At 72.4% G+C, this 19,690-nt stretch carries 17 protein-coding genes; 10 read left to right on the forward strand and 7 right to left on the reverse strand.

The genetic code is table 11. From position 1 onward, the window contains the following. Positions 1-28: 28 nt before the first annotated feature. On the reverse strand, positions 29-2,404 hold the full coding sequence (locus KZJ41_RS23965) for a VanW family protein (RefSeq protein WP_251549742.1): 2,376 nt from the start codon (positions 2,402-2,404) through the stop codon (positions 29-31). A gap of 242 nt (positions 2,405-2,646) precedes the next feature. Beyond that, a complete protein-coding gene (locus KZJ41_RS23970) occupies positions 2,647-3,960 on the reverse strand; it encodes an acetyl-CoA C-acetyltransferase (protein ID WP_231772451.1) in 1,314 nt (437 codons plus the stop codon). 130 nt (positions 3,961-4,090) lie between these two features. Between KZJ41_RS23970 and KZJ41_RS23975 the strand changes: the two genes are divergently transcribed. After that, entirely contained in the window at positions 4,091-5,437 is a 1,347-nt protein-coding gene (locus tag KZJ41_RS23975) for a 3-oxoacyl-ACP reductase (protein WP_029546036.1), read from the forward strand. Beyond that, positions 5,437-6,294: a MaoC/PaaZ C-terminal domain-containing protein gene (locus KZJ41_RS23980; protein ID WP_029546038.1), complete on the forward strand. Its 858-nt coding sequence runs from the start codon at positions 5,437-5,439 to the stop codon at positions 6,292-6,294. The genes KZJ41_RS23975 and KZJ41_RS23980 overlap by 1 nt, the downstream gene beginning before the upstream one ends. A 134-nt stretch (positions 6,295-6,428) precedes the next feature. On the opposite strand, the gene KZJ41_RS23985 is transcribed toward KZJ41_RS23980, so the two are convergent. Both KZJ41_RS23985 and KZJ41_RS23990 read right to left on the reverse strand, forming a co-directional pair. Further along, entirely contained in the window at positions 6,429-6,914 is a 486-nt protein-coding gene (locus KZJ41_RS23985; protein WP_251549744.1) for an SRPBCC domain-containing protein, read from the reverse strand. After that, positions 6,911-7,285 carry a helix-turn-helix transcriptional regulator gene (locus KZJ41_RS23990; RefSeq protein WP_029546042.1) on the reverse strand — a complete coding sequence of 125 codons (375 nt, stop codon included), beginning with the start codon at positions 7,283-7,285 and terminating at the stop codon, positions 6,911-6,913. Before KZJ41_RS23990 ends, KZJ41_RS23985 begins: the two co-directional genes overlap by 4 nt. 210 nt (positions 7,286-7,495) lie before the next feature. On the opposite strand from KZJ41_RS23990, the gene KZJ41_RS23995 reads away from it, so the two are divergent. From KZJ41_RS23995 to KZJ41_RS24010, 4 genes are read left to right on the forward strand one after another with little or no spacing between them, the layout of a single operon-like run. After that, positions 7,496-8,719, forward strand: a complete 1,224-nt coding sequence (locus KZJ41_RS23995) for an alkane 1-monooxygenase (protein WP_100057554.1) — start codon at positions 7,496-7,498, stop codon at positions 8,717-8,719. Continuing rightward, on the forward strand, positions 8,719-8,880 hold the full coding sequence (locus tag KZJ41_RS24000) for a rubredoxin (protein ID WP_003939211.1): 162 nt from the start codon (positions 8,719-8,721) through the stop codon (positions 8,878-8,880). Before KZJ41_RS23995 ends, KZJ41_RS24000 begins: the two co-directional genes overlap by 1 nt. A gap of 1 nt (position 8,881) precedes the next feature. Then, complete coding sequence (locus KZJ41_RS24005) at positions 8,882-9,067, forward strand: rubredoxin (protein WP_006940282.1); 186 nt, start codon at positions 8,882-8,884, stop codon at positions 9,065-9,067. After that, positions 9,064-10,305, forward strand: coding sequence for an NAD(P)/FAD-dependent oxidoreductase (locus tag KZJ41_RS24010; protein ID WP_029546046.1), 1,242 nt, complete (start codon positions 9,064-9,066; stop codon positions 10,303-10,305). The genes KZJ41_RS24005 and KZJ41_RS24010 overlap by 4 nt, the downstream gene beginning before the upstream one ends. 8 nt (positions 10,306-10,313) lie before the next feature. Here KZJ41_RS24010 and KZJ41_RS24015 read toward each other — a convergent pair whose 3' ends face one another. Both KZJ41_RS24015 and KZJ41_RS24020 read right to left on the reverse strand, forming a co-directional pair. Continuing rightward, positions 10,314-10,922, reverse strand: a complete 609-nt coding sequence (locus KZJ41_RS24015) for a TetR/AcrR family transcriptional regulator (RefSeq protein WP_006940279.1) — start codon at positions 10,920-10,922, stop codon at positions 10,314-10,316. A gap of 67 nt (positions 10,923-10,989) precedes the next feature. After that, positions 10,990-12,171, reverse strand: coding sequence for a glycoside hydrolase family 3 N-terminal domain-containing protein (locus tag KZJ41_RS24020; protein WP_006940277.1), 1,182 nt, complete (start codon positions 12,169-12,171; stop codon positions 10,990-10,992). Positions 12,172-12,271: 100 nt separating this feature from the next. Between KZJ41_RS24020 and KZJ41_RS24025 the strand changes: the two genes are divergently transcribed. From KZJ41_RS24025 to KZJ41_RS24040, 4 genes are all read left to right on the forward strand, one after another. Next, entirely contained in the window at positions 12,272-12,739 is a 468-nt protein-coding gene (locus KZJ41_RS24025) for a universal stress protein (RefSeq protein WP_006940275.1), read from the forward strand. A gap of 45 nt (positions 12,740-12,784) precedes the next feature. Beyond that, the gene (locus KZJ41_RS24030) at positions 12,785-13,867 is read left to right on the forward strand and encodes an isochorismate synthase MenF (RefSeq protein ID WP_006940273.1); all 1,083 of its coding nucleotides are present in this window, start codon (positions 12,785-12,787) and stop codon (positions 13,865-13,867) included. Positions 13,868-14,016: 149 nt separating this feature from the next. Continuing rightward, positions 14,017-14,190: a DUF2613 domain-containing protein gene (locus tag KZJ41_RS24035; RefSeq protein WP_006940271.1), complete on the forward strand. Its 174-nt coding sequence runs from the start codon at positions 14,017-14,019 to the stop codon at positions 14,188-14,190. 43 nt (positions 14,191-14,233) lie between these two features. After that, positions 14,234-18,496, forward strand: coding sequence for an alpha-(1->3)-arabinofuranosyltransferase family protein (locus KZJ41_RS24040; RefSeq protein WP_373566450.1), 4,263 nt, complete (start codon positions 14,234-14,236; stop codon positions 18,494-18,496). On the opposite strand, the gene KZJ41_RS24045 is transcribed toward KZJ41_RS24040, so the two are convergent. Continuing rightward, positions 18,432-19,601, reverse strand: coding sequence for an acyltransferase (locus KZJ41_RS24045; RefSeq protein ID WP_029546051.1), 1,170 nt, complete (start codon positions 19,599-19,601; stop codon positions 18,432-18,434). The two genes, KZJ41_RS24040 and KZJ41_RS24045, sit on opposite strands and share 65 nt — an antisense overlap. Positions 19,602-19,690 lie beyond the last annotated feature (89 nt).

Raw genomic sequence — 19,690 nt, forward strand, 5'->3', positions numbered from 1 at the left:
GCACAGTCGTGTGCAGGCTGGTTCCGCGCTACGGCGTGCCGGTCTGCGACGTTCCCGCGGGGGCCGCGGCCGGCGCATCCCCGGATTCGTCCGGGGTGCTCGGGGCGGGCTGCGGGGTCGTCGTCACGGCCGGTCGCGCGCCGGCGGGTGCCTCCGCGCCGCCTCCGGGCGTCTCCGCCTCCCCGGGCGCCGGCTGCGACGGCGCGGCCGGTGCCGCCTCCGGCGCGGGCTCCGGCTCGGCGCTGACGCAGCGCACCACGGGCACCGGGTCGTAGCGGACCGTGCGGGTGGTGCTCGAGATCTGCCGGCCGGTGGCCGCGTCGGTGATGATGCGGGTGTCGCTCACGGTGAAGCCCTGCGCGCCGCTCGACGGGATGCACCCCGGCCCGGCCGGCAGCGTGATCGTGTTCGGCGCCGTGAAGTTCGTGCGGGGACCGGTCACGGATTCGACGTCCACGGTCTTGGTGCCCCAGATCCGCACCGTGATGTCCGACGACGTGCCGATCGCCTGGATCAGCACCCCGGTGTCGAAAGGATTGCGGAACTTCAGGTCGATCGCACCCTCGAAGACCGTCGCCTCCCGGGCCGCCGGGTACCGGGAGATGTAGTAGCTGTGCTCGGTGTGCTCGACATCCTCCATGCCTGCGAAGTACGTCGCGTTGTACAGGGTGGTCGCGAGCTGGCTGATGCCGCCGCCCACCGCTTTGGATGGGCGTCCGTTGTTGATGATGCCGGACTCGACGTACCCCTGCGCCGCGCCGCGCGGGCCGGTGTAGCCGTTGAGCGAGAACGTCTCCCCCGGCTTGACCAGCGCACCGTTGATCTCCGAGGCCGCCAGGCGGATGTTCACGCCCGAGGCGTACTCGAAGCCCCCGGTGGTGAACTCGCCGATCACCTCGCGGATGCCCAGCTTCTCGGCGGCCTCCGTGGTCAGCTTGGGAGCGACCGGCTTGTACACGGCGTCGGTCACCCGCTCCCCCGGCGCGGCCAGCAGCTGCGGCAGCGATTCGAGGCTGACCGCCCAATCGACGAGCTCGCCGTCGACCGACGGGATCACCGTCGGGCCCCCGCCCTCGAGCACGATCCGGGCGTCTTTCGGCTCCACCTCGGTCGCGGCCAGTTGCGGCCGGAGGATCTCGGTCGCGGCCTCGATCCCGTACTGCGGGGTCAGTCCCCCGTTGCCGTCGGGCACGAAGGTCAGCACGGCGCCGACACGGTCGCTGGGCAGGGTCGCGACGGCCCCGTCGCGACCGCGCACCGTCACGTCGGCTGCGACGGCGGGGTCCGCGACGTCTCGCAGTGCGCGTTCGAGTCCCTCGGGCGTGACCGTCACCTCGACCGTCTCGACGGGGAACGCGACGTCGCCGAACGCCCAGCGTTCGGCGAACAGGTCTGCGGAGGCTTCCGCATCGAGCGTCTGCCCGGGCAGCGGCGGCACGGGCACCGGGGTCGCCCCGTCGAACACGAGGTTGCCCTCCCGTGGCGGCCGGTCGGCGACCGCGCGGACGCCGCCGATCGCCGCCGACAGCGCGGCGTCGTCGCGCGTCGACACGACGCCGATCTCGTTGCCGCCGCCGAAGAACGACGTCACGCGGGTGATCGGGTCGAGCGGCTGCGATCCGATGCGGTCGAGGGTGTGCTCCCAGTCGACGTCCAGACCCGCCTGCGCCGGCACGATCTGCGCGGTCACGTCGCCCGCCGTGACGGTCACGGGCTCGTCGACGCGTGGCCCGAGTTCGGTCCGCAGGATCTGTTCCGCCTCCGCGACCGACCGCCCGCCGATCTCGATGCCGGCGACGGTGACGCCGCGCGGCACGTTGCCCGACGAGACGGCGAGGTCGCCGACGTAGAGGGCGGCGAGCACGGCGGCGACGCCGCCGACCACCAGCGCGATGCGACGCCAGGGCGGACCGCCGTCGCGTCCGGGTCCGGCCTGCGCCGGCTCGGCCGGTGGCGGTCCGGGCGGTGGTGGCTCGGCCGGGGGCGGTCCGGCCGGGGTGCCGGACTCGGGAGGTACGGTCGCCGGCCGAGGGGCCGCTTCCTGCTCGGTGGCCGGCTCCCGGGAGGCGTCGTCCGACAGGGTGGGGATGACCTCGGTCTCGACCTCGGCGTCGGTGCGGCCGGACGCCGGCGCGACGACGGGCAGCACGGCAGTGGGCGCCTCCCAGGGCGGCACGTCGGCGTCCGCCGGCGGTTCCGGCTCGGCGTCCGGGACCTGCTCGGGTGCCCCGGCAACGTCGCCGGCGACGGGCTGCCGGGGCGGGGTGGGCTCGGCGCTCGCCACGGGGACGGCCTCCGTCCGGTTGCCGGCGGCGTCCTGGGGCGTCGCCTCCGGCTCGGGGACGGCGGACCGAACCTCGTCCTGGCCGTCCTCGGGGTCGTTCGTCCCGCTCTTGCCGCTCACCCATGTCCTTTCACCGGGGTGCGCCCCGGATCGGGCGCACCACTCGGTATCCAGCCTAATGTCGGGTTCCCGGCGCCCCCGAGCCGATGGGCGGTCCGAGCCCCCGCGGACAAGCGAAAGACCTCGCGTTGCCGCCAGGTCGGGGGTCAGGCAGCAACGCGAGGTCGACTGGTTTATCGGCGGCCCCGCCGGGGCGTTACAGACTTCCGGGATTTTTTCCGGACGGGGCCGCCGGGGTCGGCTCAGGCCTCGAGGATGGCGGTCACACCCTGCCCACCTGCGGCGCAGATCGAGATGAGGCCCCGCACGGGCTTGCCGGTCTCCTGCCGCTTCTCATGCAGCATCTTCGCCAGGGACGCGACGATGCGGCCACCCGTCGCGGCGAACGGGTGCCCGGCCGCCAGCGACGAGCCGTTGACGTTGAGCTTGCTGCGGTCGATGGACCCGAGCGGAGCGTCCAGACCGAGCCGGCCCTTGCAGTACTCCTCCGACTCGAACGCCTGGAGCGTGGCCAGGACGACGGAGGCGAACGCCTCGTGGATCTCGTAGAAGTCGAAGTCCTGCAGCGTCAGGCCGTTGCGCTTCAGCAGCCGCGGGATCGCGTAGGTGGGGGCCATGAGCAGGCCGTCGCCACCGTGGACGTAGTCGACTGCCGCGGTCTCCGAGTCCACGAGGTAGGCGAGCACGGGCAGCCTGCGCTCAGCAGCCCACTTCTCCGAGGACAGCAGCGCCGCCGACGCACCGTCGGTGAGCGGGGTCGAATTGCCCGCGGTCATGGTGGCGCCGCCGAGCTCGACGCCGAACACCGGCTTCAGGCCGGAGAGCTTCTCGACCGTCGAGTCCGGGCGCAGGTTGTCGTCGCGGGTGAGGCCGAGGAACGGGGTGACGAGGTCGTCGAAGAAGCCACGGTCGTAGGCGGCGGCCATGTTGCGGTGGCTCGCGGCGGCCAGCTCGTCCTGAGCCTCCCGGGCGATGCCGAACTCCTTGGCGGTGATCGCCGCGTGCTCGCCCATCGACAGACCGGTGCGGGGCTCGCCGTTGCGGGGGATCTCGATGCCGAGCATCGACGGCCGGACCTGGCCGAGCAGCTTGACGCGGTCGCCGGTCGAGCGGGCCCGGTTGAGGGAGAGCAGGAACTCGCGCAGCTCGTTGTTGACGCCGATGGGGGCATCGGAGGTGGTGTCGACACCGCCGCCGATGCCGGCCTCGATGCGGCCGGCGGCGACGGCGTCACCGACGGAGATGATCGACTGCAGGCCGGTGCCGCAGGCCTGCTGCAGGTCCCAGGCGGGGGTGTGCGGGTTCAGCGCGCTGCCGAGTACGCACTCGCGGATCAGGTTGAAGTCGCGGCTGTGCTTGAGGACGGCCCCGCCGACGACGGCACCGAGCCGCTCTCCCTGGAGGTTGAACCGGCTCACCAGCCCGTCGAGCGTGGCGGTGAACATGTCCTGGTTCGACGCGCGGGCGTACGTGCGGTCCGACCGGGCGAAGGGGATCCGGTTGCCGCCGAGGATTGCGACACGGCGCAGCTGCGTGGAACGAGCGGTGGTGGTCACTGACGTCTCCCGGGATGCTGGTGGATACAGACTCTGGCTACTATTCTTACTCGCGAGTAAGTTCGTTGTCGACACCACACCGTCGGCCCCTCCCGACAATACCGACGTCCGAACCAGAGAAGGTGGAATCGTGGCTGAAACCAAGAGCGCCCCCGGCCTCTACGCCCAGTTGATCGGGTCCGCGCCCGGAGCATTCCTCGCCAAGCAGTTCGGCCTGCCGAAGCCGGAGAAGCTGCGCCGGTACGAGCCGGGTCAGCCGCCGCTGGCCGGCCCGCTGCTCGTCGGGGGCAACGGCCGCCTCGTCGAACCGATCCGCACTCTGCTGTCCGACTACCCGTTCGCCGATCCCGCCGACACCGCGTACGGGGCGCTCGTCTTCGACGCCACCGGCATCACGGACGTCGCGGGCCTCGAGCAGCTGTTCACCTTCTTCCAGCCCGCGATCAAGGGGCTCGGCCCGAGCGGGCGCGTCGTGGTGCTCGGCACCACCCCGGAGGAAGCCTCCTCCGTGGACGAGCGCATCGCCCAGCGCGCGCTCGAAGGCTTCACACGCAGCGTCGGCAAGGAACTGCGCCGCGGCGCGACGGCCCAGCTGGTGTACGTCTCCCCCGATGCCGCCACCGGCCTGTCCGGCCTCGAATCCACGCTGCGCTTCCTGCTGTCCGCGAAGTCCGCGTTCGTCTCCGGCCAGGTGATCCGCGTCGGTGCCGGCGACGCGAAGGCCCCCGAGTCGTGGGAGCGCCCGCTCGCCGGGAAGGTCGCCGTCGTCACCGGCGCGGCCCGCGGCATCGGCGCCACGATCGCCGAGGTACTCGCCCGCGACGGCGCGCACGTCGTCTGCGCGGACATCCCCGCGGCCGGCGACGCCCTCTCGCAGACCGCGAACAAGGTCGGCGGCGTCTCCCTCGCCCTGGACGTCACCGCCCCGGACGCGGGCGACAGGCTCGCCGAGTACCTGCTCGAGCGGCACGACGGCGCCGACATCATCGTCCACAACGCCGGCATCACCCGCGACAAGCTGCTCGCCAACATGGACGCCGCGCGGTGGAACGCCGTCATGGCCGTGAATCTGCTCGCCCCCCAGAAGATCACCGAGAAGCTGGTCGAGAAGGGCGCGCTGAAGGAGGGCGGCCGCGTGGTCGACGTATCGTCGATCGCCGGCATCGCCGGCAACCGCGGCCAGACCAACTACGGCGCGTCCAAGGCGGGTGTCATCGGGATGGTGCAGGCCACCGCGCCCGTGCTGGCCGAGAAGAACATCACCATCAACGCCGTCGCACCCGGCTTCATCGAGACGGCCATGACCGCAGCGATCCCGGTGGCCACCCGCGAGGCCGGTCGCCTCATGAGTTCGCTGCAGCAGGGCGGGCAGACCGTCGACGTCGCCGAGACCGTCGCCTGGTTCGCCAACCCGGCGTCGAGCGCGGTCACCGGCCAGGTCGTGCGCGTGTGCGGCCAGTCCATGCTGGGGGCGTGATGGCTGTCGTCGAACTCTCCTCGCGCCCTTCGACTCTCGACGTCTACGCGCGGGCGGCGCTCTCGGCGCTGCCCGTCGTGGGCGCCTCGGGCGACCGCCTGCCCGACGACACCCTCGTACTGCGCGGCCTGCGCGTCGACCCGGACAACCTGGCCGAGTACACGAAGGTGTGCGGACTGCGCTTCGGCGACACGCTCCCGCTGACGTACCCGTTCACGCTGACGTTCCCCGTCGTGATGAAGCTGATGGTGTCGAAGGGCTTTCCCTTCGCCGCCGTCGGTTCCGTCCATGCCGAGAACGTGATCGAGCAGGTGCGGCCCGTGTCCGTGACCGAGCCGCTGGATCTGAGGGTGCATGCCGAGAACCTGCGGGAGCACCGCAAGGGCCTGCTCGTCGACCTGGTGAGCGAGATCAGCGTCGGCCGGGAGCTGGTGTGGCGGCAGACGTCGTCGTTCCTGCACCAGCAGCGCACCTCGCTGTCGGATCAGCCGAAGCCCGAACCGAAGGCCGAGGAGATCCCTCCGGTGCCGACGTCGACGCTGCGGGTGGACCAGAAGACGATCGACCGCTACGCATCGGTCTCGGGTGACCGCAACCCGATCCACGTCTCCCGGCTCGGCGCCAAGGCGTTCGGGTTCCCGAAGCCCATCGCGCACGGCATGTGGAGCGCGGCCGCGGCGCTGCGGGCCGTGGAGGGCCGCATCCCGTCGCGCGCGACGTACTCGGTCCGGTTCGGCAAGCCGGTCCTGTTGCCCGCGACCGTGAACCTCTACGCCGCACGCGCCGCCGACGGCTGGGACCTGGCGCTGCGCCACCCGAAGAAGGGCTACCCGCACCTCACCGCCACCCTGCGCTGAGAGCGGCTGCGCCGCAATCGCTCCGAGCGAATGTATCGTCGACTCCCACTGAGGAGATCAACGATACATTCGCTCGGGCGGGGGCGGGGGCGGGCTCGGGGGGGCGGGGGCGGGGGCGGGGCGCGCTCGGCGGATCAGCCGGCGAGCAGAGCGTCCATCTGACCGACGGCGAGCCGCAGCCCTTCTTCCATACCCATGCCGGCCAGTTGCTCCATCTGTTCCCGGGACGCGAACGCGGAAAGAATCCGCATCCGGGTGCCGCCCTCGTGCTCGACGAGCTGCATCCGCACCGTGGTGGTCGGCATCTCGAGGTTCGGCGTCCCGTCCTCGTCGGCGAACCCGTCGGTGAATTCCAGGGACTCGGGCGGCGCGACCGCGGTGACGTTCCACCAGCCGCGGTACTTGCCCCCTTCGGGACCGGTCATGAAGTAGGTGACGGTGCCACCCGGGACCAGATCGTGCTGCTCCACGGTCGCCGGGTGGGTCGGCGGTCCCCACCACCGCTCCAGCTGCCGGGGGTCGGCCCACAACTGCCACACCCGTTCGAGCGGTGCGCGGAAGTCGGCGATCAAGGTCAGGGTCAGGCTGTCGAAGTCCTTCTCGACGCTGGTCACGCTCATCGTTGTCGTCCTTTCCTCGGGTCGTTCCGGGCCGGATCCGGTTCCTCGGTGAGCAGGGCCGACATCCGATCCACTCGTTCCCGCCAGGCGCCCTCGAGCTGGTCGAGCACCCGCCGGGCCGTGTCGATCGCGTCCGGGTCGGTGTGCACGAGTTGCTCCCGTCCGCGTCGTTCCTTCCTGACGAGGCCGGCCCGTTCGAGTACCGCCACGTGCTTCTGCACCGCGGCAAAGCTCATGGGATAGGCCTCGGCCAGCCGCGAGACCGACGCCGCGGTCCGCGCGCAGCGATGCAGGATGTCCCGTCGGGTGGCGTCCGCCAGGGCGTGGAACAGCTCGTCCACCGCGTCTTCACGAATCCGATCTACAACCATTTGGTTGTAGATTAGCCGCACAACCCCCGCCTGTAAAGGAGTCGGCGTCGACGGCGGAAACGGACAACCCCGCTGGCGCGACGAGCGTTTTACAAATTACGATATTTTGTCTACCGCTGAGACCAAATGTCCTGTACTGTCCACATCGCAGTGAGCTGGCTCATACCGGCTCCTCGAAGTGGACGCTTCACGGGACAGGGAGGTCGAACGGTGACGACGTCGGACATCGGGCGGTACGCGCAGGCGCCGGTGGAACAGTGGCGCGATCGCAAGCGGTATCTGTGGCTCATGGGGCTGATCCCGCCCACGGCGATCTTCCTCGCGACCGCACTGGTCTGGGGATTCAACCAACTCGGCTGGACCGCAGTCTCGCCGATGTGGTGGTGGATCGGTCCCCTGCTGGTGTACGTGCTGCTGCCGATCCTCGACCGGTTCTTCGGCCCCGACGGGCAGAACCCGCCGGACGAGGTGATGGAGATGCTCGAGAACGACAAGTACTACCGGTACTGCACCTACGCCTACATCCCGTTCCAGCTGGCCAGTCTCGTCTTCGCCTGCTACCTGTGGTCGACCGGGAACCTGTCCTGGCTGGGGATCGACGGCGGCCTGGGGCTGATCTCGAAGATCGGCCTGGCGTTCAGCGTCGGCGTGATGGGTGGTGTCGGGATCAACACCGCCCACGAGCTCGGCCACAAGAAGGACGACCTCGAACGGTGGCTGTCGAAGATCACCCTGGCCCAGACCTTTTACGGCCACTTCTACATCGAGCACAACCGCGGCCACCACGTGCGGGTGTCGACCCCGGAGGACCCGGCTTCGGCCCGCTTCGGCGAATCGTTCTGGACGTTCCTGCCGCGCAGCGTGTGGGGCAGCCTGAAATCCTCGTGGGAACTCGAGAAGACCCGCCTGCAGCGCCTCGGCAAGAGCCCGTGGACCCTGCGTAACGACGTCCTCAACGCGTGGGCGATGTCGGTGGTCCTGTTCGGTGTGCTCGTCGCGGTGTTCGGCCCGGTGATCATCCCGTTCCTGATCCTGCAGGCCGTCTACGGCTTCTCCCTGCTCGAGACGGTGAACTACCTCGAGCACTACGGGCTGCTGCGGCAGAAGACCGCCACCGGCCGGTACGAGCGCTGCACCCCCGCGCACAGCTGGAACTCCGACCACATCGTCACCAACATCTTCCTGTACCACCTGCAGCGGCACAGCGATCACCACGCGAACCCGACCCGCCGCTACCAGACCCTGCGGAGCATGGACGGCGCCCCCAACCTGCCCAGCGGCTACGCGAGCATGATCGGGCTCGCCTACATCCCGCCGCTGTGGCGCAAGGTGATGGACCACCGCGTCGTCGAGCACTACGACGGCGACATCACCCGCGCCAACATCCAGCCGAGCAAGCGCGGCAAGGTCCTCGCCGAGTACGGGGCGCAGTGATGGCCGCCTACGAGTGCCCGGTGTGCAACTACGTCTACGACGAGACCGCAGGCGCGCCCCGCGAGGGTTTCCCCGCCGGCACACCCTGGGACGCGATTCCCGACGACTGGTGCTGCCCCGACTGCGGGGTCCGCGAGAAGATCGACTTCGAAGGACGCTGACATGACCACGAACTACAAGCTCTTCCGTTGCCTGCAGTGCGGATTCGAATACGACGAGGCCGAGGGCTGGCCGGAGGACGGCATCGCCCCCGGCACCCGGTGGGACGAGATCCCCGACGACTGGTCCTGCCCGGACTGCGGCGCCGCCAAGTCCGATTTCGAGATGGTCGAGGTCAGCCGGACATGACCGAGACGATCGTCGTCGTCGGCACCGGGGTGGCCGGCGCGACAGCCGCACAGACCCTGCGCAAGGAGGGCTTCGCCGGACGTGTCGTGCTGATCGGCGAGGAGGCCGCGCTGCCCTACCGGCGGCCGGTGCTGTCGAAGGACCTGCTCGCCGGCAGCATCACCGCGGAACGGGCACAGCTCGAACCGGCCGGCTACTGGGCCGACCACGACATCGACCTGCGCACCGAGACCCGCGTCGTCGAACTCGACCCACGGCGTCACCGGCTCCGGCTGTGGGACAACGAGATTCTCGACTACGACGCGGTGATCCTGGCGACGGGCGCCCGTGCCCGCCACCTGGACCACGACGGCGGGGACAGGGTGCTGAGCCTGCGCACGGCCGAGAACGTCGCCCCGCTGCGGGCCGCGATCGAGGCGCACCGTTCGCTCCTCGTCGTCGGCGCCGGCCTGATCGGCTGCGAAGTCGCTTCCACCGCAAGGGAACTGGGAGCCGAGGTCACCGTGCTCGAGAGCGCGCCGTCGCCGCTCGCCCGCATCGTGCCGCCCGCCGTCGCCGAGATGTACGTCGGCCTGCACGCCGAACGCGACGTGCCCGTCCACACCGGCGTCGCGCTGCGCTCCCTCACCGGCGACGACGACGGGGTGCATGCCACCGCCGAGGACGGGCGCGCCTGGACGGCCGGCGCCGCCCTCGTCGCGGTGGGCTCGGTGCCGGACACCGCGCTCGCCCGCGCGGCCGGGCTGACCGTCGGCGACGGCATCGTCGTCGACGAGGCCTACCGCACCTCCGCCGCCGGGGTCTACGCCGCGGGCGACGCGATCGAGCAGCCCAACCCGGTGCTCGGCGGCCGGCACCGCACGGAGAACTGGAACAGCGCCCGGGCCCAGGGCATCGCCGCCGCGAAGTCCGTCCTCGGGCAGCCGCTCGGCGCCGCGGAGGTGCCGTGGGGCTGGTCCAACCAGTACGGGCACAACCTGCAGTTCGCCGGCTGGTCCCGCCACGACGACGACTACGTGGTGCGCGGGTCGATCGAGGGCCGGGACTTCACGGCCCTCGCGCTGCGCGGCGACCGGCTGGTGGGGGCGATCGCCCTCGGCCGCCCGAAGGACATCCGCATCGTGCGGCAGCTCGTTGCCGCCGGCGCGGCGGTCGATCGCGGCGCGCTCGCGGACGAGTCCGTCGCACTGGGCGACGTCGCGGGTCGGCGCGCGGCGGCCACGCCGGCATCGCTGTAGCGGGCCGCTCAGCCTTGGTGGTCGGTGCGCTTCTTACCAGCCAGACCGCGCCAGGCCAGGTTCTCGAGCAGATCGGCGGCCTTCTCCACGTCGATCTCGCCGCCGGCGATGCGGTCGGCGACGGCCTCACCGGCGCCGACGAGCGCAACGGCCATGATGGCGAAGTCGGTTCCCGGCTCCGGGTCGCGCGTGCTCGATTCGAGCAGGTGCGCGGTGAGCTCGATGAGCCGGTCCCGGCTGCTGCGCACCTGCCCGGCGAACGCCTGCTGGGACATCGCCTGGCGGTAGAGCACCATCCACGAGTTGCGGTGGGCGTCGACGAATCCGAGGAACGACTCGAGCGCCACCCGCAGCTGATCGCGCGGCGTGAGCCCGGGATCACCGGCGGGCGTCAGGGCCTCGACGAACCGCTGCCCCTCCCGGCTGATGCACGCGGCGAACAGTTCGTCCTTCGAGCCGTAGTACAGGTAGAGCATCGGCTTGGAGATCTGGGCCCGGGCCGCGATGGCGTCCATCGAGGTATTGTGAAACCCGTTCTCGGAGAAAACCTCCACGGCGGCGTCCAGCATCTGCTGTTCCCGCACCGCGCGAGGCAGTCGCTTGGTACCGCCGGCCATGTCTCCTCCAAGTCCCGATGCTCCCAGCTCCTTACTCTAGAGTAAGGAGCTGGTTTCCGACGCCGATTCAGCAGTCCAGCGCGCCCTTGGCGCGCGCGACGGTGCGCACCGCGTCGTCCACCCGCGCGGCCGGCAGCGCTCCCGTCGCCACGGCCTGTTCGAGATGGTCGAGCACCCGCGGGACGTCGTCGGTGGTCAGCCACAACGCCTGGTCCACCCCGGCGGCGAGCGCCGCCTGCACCGCTTCGGTGATGTCGTACGTGTCGGTGATGGCCCGCATGCCCGACAGGTCGTCGGTGAAGACCACCCCGTCGAACGGCGGGGCACCGTAACCGGTTCCGGACCGCAGCAACTGCACCGCCTGCGGGCTGATGCTCGCCGGCAGTCCCTCGGTCAGCCCCGGCACGTCGAGGTGCCCGAGCATCACCGCGACCCCGGAATCCACGAGCTCCCGGTACGGCACCAGGTCCACCTGCTGCAGCTGGTCGAGCGGCGGCGCGGTGACCGCACCGGTGTGCGAGTCGCCCGACGCCGAACCGTGGCCCGGGAAGTGCTTGAGCACCGGCAGGATTCCCGCGTCGCGCAGGCCCCGCGCATAGGCGCCGGCGTACTGCACCACCACCTGCGGATCGTCGGAGAAGGAGCGGTCGCCGATCACCGAGTCGTCCGGCTGGCTGCTCACGTCCACGTCCGGCGCGAAGTCGACGGTGACGCCCAGCTCGCGGAGCTCGCGGCCCCGCTCGAGCGCCATCCGGTACGTCTCCTCGACGGTCATCGTCTGCGCCGTCACCCGCGCCGACGGATCGGGACCGAACAGCGCCCCCACGCGCGAGACCCGGCCGCCCTCCTCGTCGATGGTGACCATCAGCGGCAACCGGCTCGCCGCCACCACCTGCGGGATCTCCCGGTTGGCCAGCATCGACACGTCGGTCCAGCTGCCGACGAAGATCCCGCCGATCTGTTCGGACCGCACCGCCTCGAGGGCGTCGGCGGTGCCGGTGACACCGACGTTGAGCAGCTGGGCGAGCCGCTGCCGCACCGTCAGCGACGCGAGCAGCTCGTCGCCGCAGGACGGTGCGGGTGACGCGGTCGCCATCGGGGCGGGCGACGGCGACTGTGCGACGGTCGACGTGGCCTGCGACGTCGCGGCGGCCGTGGGCTCCGGGGTCCGGGGCGCGTCCTGTCCCCCGCACCCGGCGACGGCGAGGACAGCCGCGACCGCGACGGTGAGGGTGTGACGGATCCGCATGGCCACCGACGGTAGCCGACCACCGCCGTGCCTGCCCCGACGACCCACGGCGACGGGTAAAGTGCCCCCCAAGGACCGCCACGACAGCAGGGGACGCGTGATGCCCGCAGATCTCATCCTCATCGCCTACGACGGCTCCGAGAACGCCAAGCGGGCCGTGCGGTATGCGGGGCGATTCCTCGCCTCGTGCCGCGCCGTCGTCGTCACGGCCTGGGAACCGATGGTCCGTCAGGCCGCCCGCATGTCCGGGCTGTCGGGGGTGATGCAGCCGGAGTGGGTACCCGACGAGGAAACCGAGGACGTGGCCCTCACCGACGCGAAGGTGATCAACGCGGAGGGACTCGAACTCGCCCGCTCCGCCGGCCTCGCCGCGGAGGGCCGCACCCTCGAGGTGGTCAGTGCCGTGTGGACCGCGATCGTCGAGGCTGCCGACGAGCTGAACGTCGACATCATCGTCACCGGCACCCGCGGCACCACGGGCCTGCGCTCGCTGCTGCAGTCGTCGGTGGCCGACCACGTGCTGCGCCACAGCCATCGGCCCGTGCTGATCGTCCCCCCGGGGCGCTAGCCGCGGCGCGTACCGGGCGCGGGCGGGGGATATCGTCGACCCACCATGGACGGTTTCCTGCTCTCCCGCGCCGATCGCACCGTGCACACCACCGGGACGCGCCGCCGGTTCACCGACGTCGCCGAGGCCTCTTTCGCGTTGCGCCGCGGCGAGGCCGACCTGATCGTGGGCGCGCTGCCCTTCGATCCCGAGCGCCCCGCCGCGCTGACCCAGCCGGAGACCGCCGACGTGACCGACGCGGCGTGGCAGCCACCGGACGCCCTGCCCGCCCTGCCGGCGGTGCGGATCGCCGCGCAGACCCCGGCGCCGCAGCAGCACGTCGCGCGGGTCGCGGCGCTGCGCGACCGGCTCGGCCGCGGCGAACTCGACAAGGTCGTCGCCGCGCGCTCGGTCACGCTCGTCTCCGAGACGCCCGTCGACCCGCTCGCTCTCGCGGCCCGGATGGCCGAGCGCCACCCCACCGCCCACGTCTACGCGGCGGACCTGAGCGCCGCCGGCGAGCGGTACCGCGGCCACACCCTGGTCGGCGCGACGCCCGAACTGCTGGTCAGCCGCCGCGGCGACGCCGTCACGTGCCGTCCGCTCGCGGGCACCGCCGCCCGCTGCGCCGACCCCGGCGCCGACCGTGAGGCGGGCCGGCAGCTGCTCGCCTCGGCGAAGAACCTCGCCGAGCACGCGTTCGTCATCGACTGGATCCGCTCCCGCCTGACCCCGCTGTGCAGCGAACTGGAGATCCCGGGCACGCCCGTGCTGACCGCCACGAGCGACGTGTGGCACCTGGCCACCCCGATCACCGCCACCCTGCGCGACCCCCGCACGGACGCCCTGACGCTGGCAGCGGCACTGCACCCGACCCCGGCCGTGGCCGGCACGCCCACCGAGGCCGCACTCGCGGCGATCCGCAGCACGGAGGGCGACCGTCGCTTCTACGGCGGCGCCGTGGGGTGGTGCGACGGGGACGGCGACGGGGACTGGCTGGTGGCGATCCGCTGCGCCGAGCTCAGCGCCGACGGCAGGCGGGCCCTCGCGTGGGGCGGCGGGGGCATCGTCGCGGCGTCCGATCCGCAGGCCGAACTCGACGAGACCACCGCGAAGCTGCGCACGCTGCTCGGCGTGCTCGGCCTCTAGGCCGCCGCGAGTGGAGCAGGCCACAGTCGCACCCGTGCGGGTGATACCTTGACGCGGAGCGCAACGACGCCGGACCGGTTCCGGCACCGTCGCGCACGACGAATGTCGGCTGCACACGGAAGCCGACGACGGACGATGGGGAGATGGGTATGGCGAAGTTCCTGGGCCCGGGCCTGGTCAGCGCGGCGATCGGCGCCGTCCTCGGCGCCGTGGCGGTGTTCGGGGTCACGGCGGCGGTTCAGGAGAACACCCGCCCGGAGGTCGACCGCAGCGGCAACGCCGATTCCTCCCTGCTGAACCAGGTTGAGTACGGCAGCCGCTGACGGCGCCATCCACGCGACGAGTTCACGCACTTCCCACGGCGCGGTGCCCCACCCCGGTGGGGCACCGTCCGCCGACCCCCTCTCCAGGCGGTGGTTGTACGGGGCCGCCGTGGTGTCGCTGCTGTTGGCGTTCGCGCAGGCCCCCGGCCTGATCGTCGCCGACACCAAGTACGACCTGACCCAGAGCCCCCTCGGGTTCCTCACCCGCGCCGCCCACCAGTGGAGCAGCCTCGCCCCGCTCGGCCAGGTCCAGAACCAGGCGTACGGCTACTTCTTCCCGCACGGCTCCTTCTTCGCCGTCGGCCAGCTCCTGCACGTCCCCCCGTGGATCACCCAACGGGTGTGGTGGGCGCTGCTGCTGCTCGCCGGGTTCTGGGGCGTGGTGCGGCTCGCCGAGGCGCTCGGCGTCGGCAACCGTGGTTCCCGGCTGATCGCCGCGGTGGCGTTCGCACTCTCGCCCCGCGTGCTGACCACCCTCGGATCCATCTCGTCGGAGACACTGCCGATGATGCTGGCGCCGTGGGTGCTGCTGCCGCTCGTGCGCTACCTCGACGGCGACCGGGCGCTCCCGCACCGGCGGGGAGCACCGCAGCTCGCCGCGCAGTCCGCCGTCGCGGTGGCCCTCATGGGCGCGATCAACGCCGTCGCCACCGTCGCCGCGTGCCTCGTCGCCGGGCTGTGGTGGATCGCGCACCGCCCGAACCGGCGGTGGTGGCGGTTCACGCTGTGGTGGATCCCGAGTTGCGTCGTCGCGGTGCTGTGGTGGATCGTGCCGCTGCTGCTGCTCGGCCGGGTCAGTCCCCCGTTCCTGGACTACATCGAATCGTCCGGGGTGACGACGCAGTGGACGTCGCTGGCGGAGGTGCTGCGCGGCACCGGCAGCTGGACCCCGTTCGTCTCCCCCGAGCGCATCGCCGGCGCGGTGCTCGTCACCCAGCCCGCGGCGGTCCTCGTCACCGGCCTGCTCGCCGCCGCGGGCCTCGCGGGGCTGGCGATGCGGTCGATGCCCGCCCGGGGGCGGTGGGCGCTGATCCTGTTCGCCGGCATCGCCGGGCTGGCCGCCGGGTACGTCGGTGAACTCGGCTCGCCGATCGCCGAGCAGGTGCGGTTCTTCCTGGATTCGGCCGGCGCCCCGCTGCGCAACGTGCACAAGCTCGAACCGCTGGTGCGGTTGCCGCTCGTGCTCGGGCTCGCGCACCTGCTGCGCCGGGTGCCGCTGCCCGGCGCGGTGCCGTGGCGGCAGGCCCGGACCGCGTTCGCCCACCCCGAACGCCAGCCCATGGTCGCGTTCACCACCCTGATCCTCGTGGCGCTGACCCTCGCGACGTCGCTCGCGTGGACCGGCCGGCTCGCCCCGCGCGGTGCCTACGACGCGGTGCCCGGATACTGGCACGAGACCGCCGCGTGGCTCGACGAGCACACCTCGGCCCGCGGGGAACGCGCGCTGATCGTGCCGGGCGCCCCGTTCGGCAGCCAGATCTGGGGCCTGACCCGCGACGAGCCGATCCAGCCGCTCGCGTCGACGCCGTGGGCCTCCCGCGACGCCGTGCCGCTCGTGCCGCCCGGCGCGCTCCGGGCCCTGGACGCGGTGCAGCGGCACCTGGCCGACGGCCGGCCCACCCCCGGCCTGGCGGCGACGCTGCGCGGCCAGGGCATCGGCTACGTGGTGATCCGCAACGACCTCGACCCGGAGACGTCGCCGTCGGCGCGGCCGGTGCTCGTGCACCGGGCGATCGAGGGCTCCCCCGGGCTCGTGCGGGTCGCCGAGTTCGGCAACGAGATCACCCGGAACTTCGAGGAGGGCTTCACCGCCGACTCCGACCTGCGACCGGCCTACCGGGCGATCGAGATCTACCGCGTGGACGTGCCCGGCGCGCCGGTCGGCCCGTACGCCGTGGACGCGGCGACCGTTCCCCGCGTCCAGGGCGGTCCCGAGGCTCTGCTGCGGCTCGACGACGCCGAGCCGGGGAACACCGGCCCCGCGCTGCTCGCGGCCGACGCGAGCCGGGCCGGCCTGCCCGTCGGCGACGTCGTCGTCACCGACACCCCCACCGACCGGGAGACCGACTACGGCCAGGTCGACCACCACAGCTCGGCGATCCGCGCCGCCGGCGACCCGCGGCGCACCTACAACCTCGTGCCGGACTACCCGGTGCCGGACACCGACCTCGTGCGCGCCGAGTGGGAGGGCGCGCGGATCAGCGTGTCCAGCTCCGCGTCGGACGCCACCCAGCTCGGCGGCACCTCCGTCGGCAGCGGGCCGGCGGCCACCGTCGACGGCGACCCGACCACCGGCTGGCACAGCAACGGCCTCGAGTCCGCGGTCGGGCAATGGCTGCAACTCGACCTCGACCGGCCCATCGAGGCCGGGCTGCTCCGGCTGAGCACCAGCCCCGGCGCGATCGGCACGCCGGTGAAATGGCTCGAGGTGACCACCGACCGCGGCAGCACCGCCGTGCGCATCGAGAAGCCCGGCCGGGAACAGACGGTGGCGCTGCCGCTCGGACGGACGACCTGGATCCGGATCACCTCCACCCGCACCGAGGACGGATCCGTGGGCAACCAGTTCGGGCTGACCGAGGTGGCGGTGGACGACTTCACCGACCGGGACAACCCGCGGCCCGTCGACATCCGGCAGCGGATCGTGCTGCCGGACGTCGCCGCCGGGGCCGCCGTGCGGGGCTGGAACCTCGGTCAGGAACTGCCCGGCCGCGGCAGCTGCGTCGACACCCCCGACCGGGTGCGGTGCGCGCGGGGCCTGGCCGTCGCACCCGAGGAGCCGAACGTCTTCACCCGCACCCTGTCGGTGCCCGACGCGACGTCGGTGGCGCCGCAGCCGTGGGTGCGGGGACGGCCCGGCCCGGCGCTCGCCGAGGTCGCCGCGCTGCCGGACCGGGTGGTCGCCCGCGGCGCCGCCGACGTCGTGGACCTGCAGGGCTCCGCGTTCGCCGCCACCGACGGTGATCCGCGGACGACGTGGACGGCGTCGGAGGAGGCGGTGCGGCCCGGGGCACCGCGACCGACCCTCACCCTCGACCTGCCGTCCCCGCAGCTGGTCACCGGCCTCGAGGTGGCGCCGAGCCCGGGACCGCTGCCGGCGCGGCCGACCCGCGTCGCCGTCGACCTCGGCAACGGCCCGCAGGTGCGCGATATCGAATCATCAACAGCGACAATCGATCTCGAACCATACGTCACGGACCGGGTGGTCCTCAGCCTGGTCGGCTGGGACGACGTGTTGGACCAGACCGTGCTCGGCTTCGCCAAGGTCGGCCCGCCGGGACTGGCGGAGGTGACCGTGCTCGGCCCGGACGGGCCGATCGGCCCGCAGGACCCGGTGTACGAGCGGCAGGTCACCGTCGGGTGCGACGCCGGGCCCGTGCTGACCGTCGACGGCCGCACCTACCGGACGTCGGTCACCGCGACCGTCGCGGACCTCGCCGCGGGGGTCGAGGTGCCCGCCACCCTGTGCGACGAGACCGTCGCGCCGCTGCCCGCCGGGCACGTCGACGTCGAGCTGGACCCCGGCCAGGCGTTCACCGTCGGGACGCTGCGGCTGCCGGTGCCCGGCGCCGTGAGCCCGCCGTCGCCCGAACCCACCGAGCTCGCCGTCGGCACCTGGACGGAGAACCTGCGCGAACTCGAGGTGCCTGCGGCCGAGCGGGAGCGGATCGTCGTCGTGCCGGAGAGCACCAACGTCGGCTGGGTCGCCACGGCCGCGGACGGCACCGAACTGACGCCCGTGGTGGTCGACGGCTGGCAGCAGGGCTGGGTCGTGCCCGCCGGGGCCGGTGGCACCGTGACGCTCGAGTTCGCCACCGACCGCTGGTACCGCCTCGGCATCTTCGGCGGTCTGCTCCTGCTGCTGCCGCTGTTCGCGCTCGCGGCCTGGCCGCGCCGGCGCCCCGTCGCCGACCCGGGGCCGCCGCCACGGGTGTGGGGCAGCACCACCGTCGGCTTCGCCGGCGTGCTGGCCGTCGCGACCCTCGCGACCGGTGCGGTGGGCGCGGCGACGACGATCGTCGCGGCGGTGGCGATCGTGGCGGTGGGCGCACGCTGGGGCCGCGACGTGGCCGCCCGCACGCTCGTCGTCGTGACCGGGGCCGCCACCATGACGGCGATGGCGTTGCTGTCCACCGGGCCGTGGCGAGCGCCGGGCGGCTACGTCGGGCACTCGTTCGCGATCCAGTTCGCCGCGCTGTGCGGGCTCGTCGCGCTGGGGCTCGCGGCGCTGCCGGTCTCGCTCAGGGCGCGGCGGAGTCTGCGACGCGTTCTGCGGTGGTCGCGACGCGGCGCTGGCGGCGCCTGACCTCCCGGCGCACCGGCTCCTCGACGAGCGCGTAGCTGACCGACGCGACGGCGATGCTCAGCACCAGCGTGACCGCGAGCACGAACCAGAAGTCGCCCTGGAACGGGATGAGCCCGAAGACCGGGAAGACGATGGACAGCACCGCCAGGTGCCAGATGAAGATGCCGTACGACCATCGGCCCACGGTCAGCGCCGGCCCGCTCGCCAGGATGCGGTGCTCGGCGCGCGGCGCGAGGACGAGCGGCGCCAGCAACGCGAAACTCATGAGCGCACCGAGGAGGATCTTGCCGTTGTACTGCCACGGCTCGAGCGTCACGAGCCCCTCCGGCCCACCGAGGGACGTGGTGGACAACGCGAATGCGGCCACGGCGATCCCCGCCATGAGCACCCGGTGGGAGGCGAGCCGGTGCACCCAGGTCCGTTCGCCCGACACGAGTTCGGCGAGCAGCATGCCGGCGCCGAACCACGGCAGATAACCCGGCAGCCAGTTGTCGTGGTTGATGTGGCCCGGGGTGGGGACCGGCAGCCACGCCCACACCAGCGACAGCGCGCTCACGGCGAGCAGCAGCGGGACGCGGAACCGGGCCCGGTCGCCGCGCAGCCCGGCGAGCGCCGCGGCGAACAGCGGCAGCAACAGATAGAAGGCCACCTCCACGGACAGGCTCCACATCTGGGTCAGTCCCTCGGTGAGGCTCAGCGGCACGAACACCTGCACCAGGGTCAGGTTCGCCAGCCACAGCCGCCAGCCGCTGCCCGCCCCGGGCAGCAGGAGCAGCACGACGCACACCACCACCCAGTACGCGGGCAGGATGCGGGTGGCCCGCGACAGCAGGTAACGCCCGGCGGGCGGCGCGGCCCCGAGACCACGCGCGGCCGCCGCGTGCGGCCGCCACAACAGGAAGCCCGACAGCGCGAAGAACAGGGCGACGGCCAGGTCGAACCGGCCCCAGATGCGGCCGAGCACCGGATCGTCCACCGCCCCGGTCTGGAACGCCACGTGCGTGATCAGGACACCGACGGCGGCGAATCCGCGCATGCCCTCGAGCGCCGGCAGGAATCCGGAGATCGCGGAAGCCGGGGCGACGGGCGGGGTGGTGCTGGTCATCGAGGACAGTCTGCCCGGTGGGGTCGTGGCGGGGAAGCCGGGATCTCGAGTCCGCGCGGTGGCGCGCGCCGGGCGGCTGCCCTGTTAGT

The sequence above is a fragment of the Rhodococcus sp. 11-3 genome (genome assembly GCF_023704055.1).
Taxonomy (GTDB): Bacteria; Actinomycetota; Actinomycetes; order Mycobacteriales; family Mycobacteriaceae; genus Rhodococcus; species Rhodococcus aetherivorans.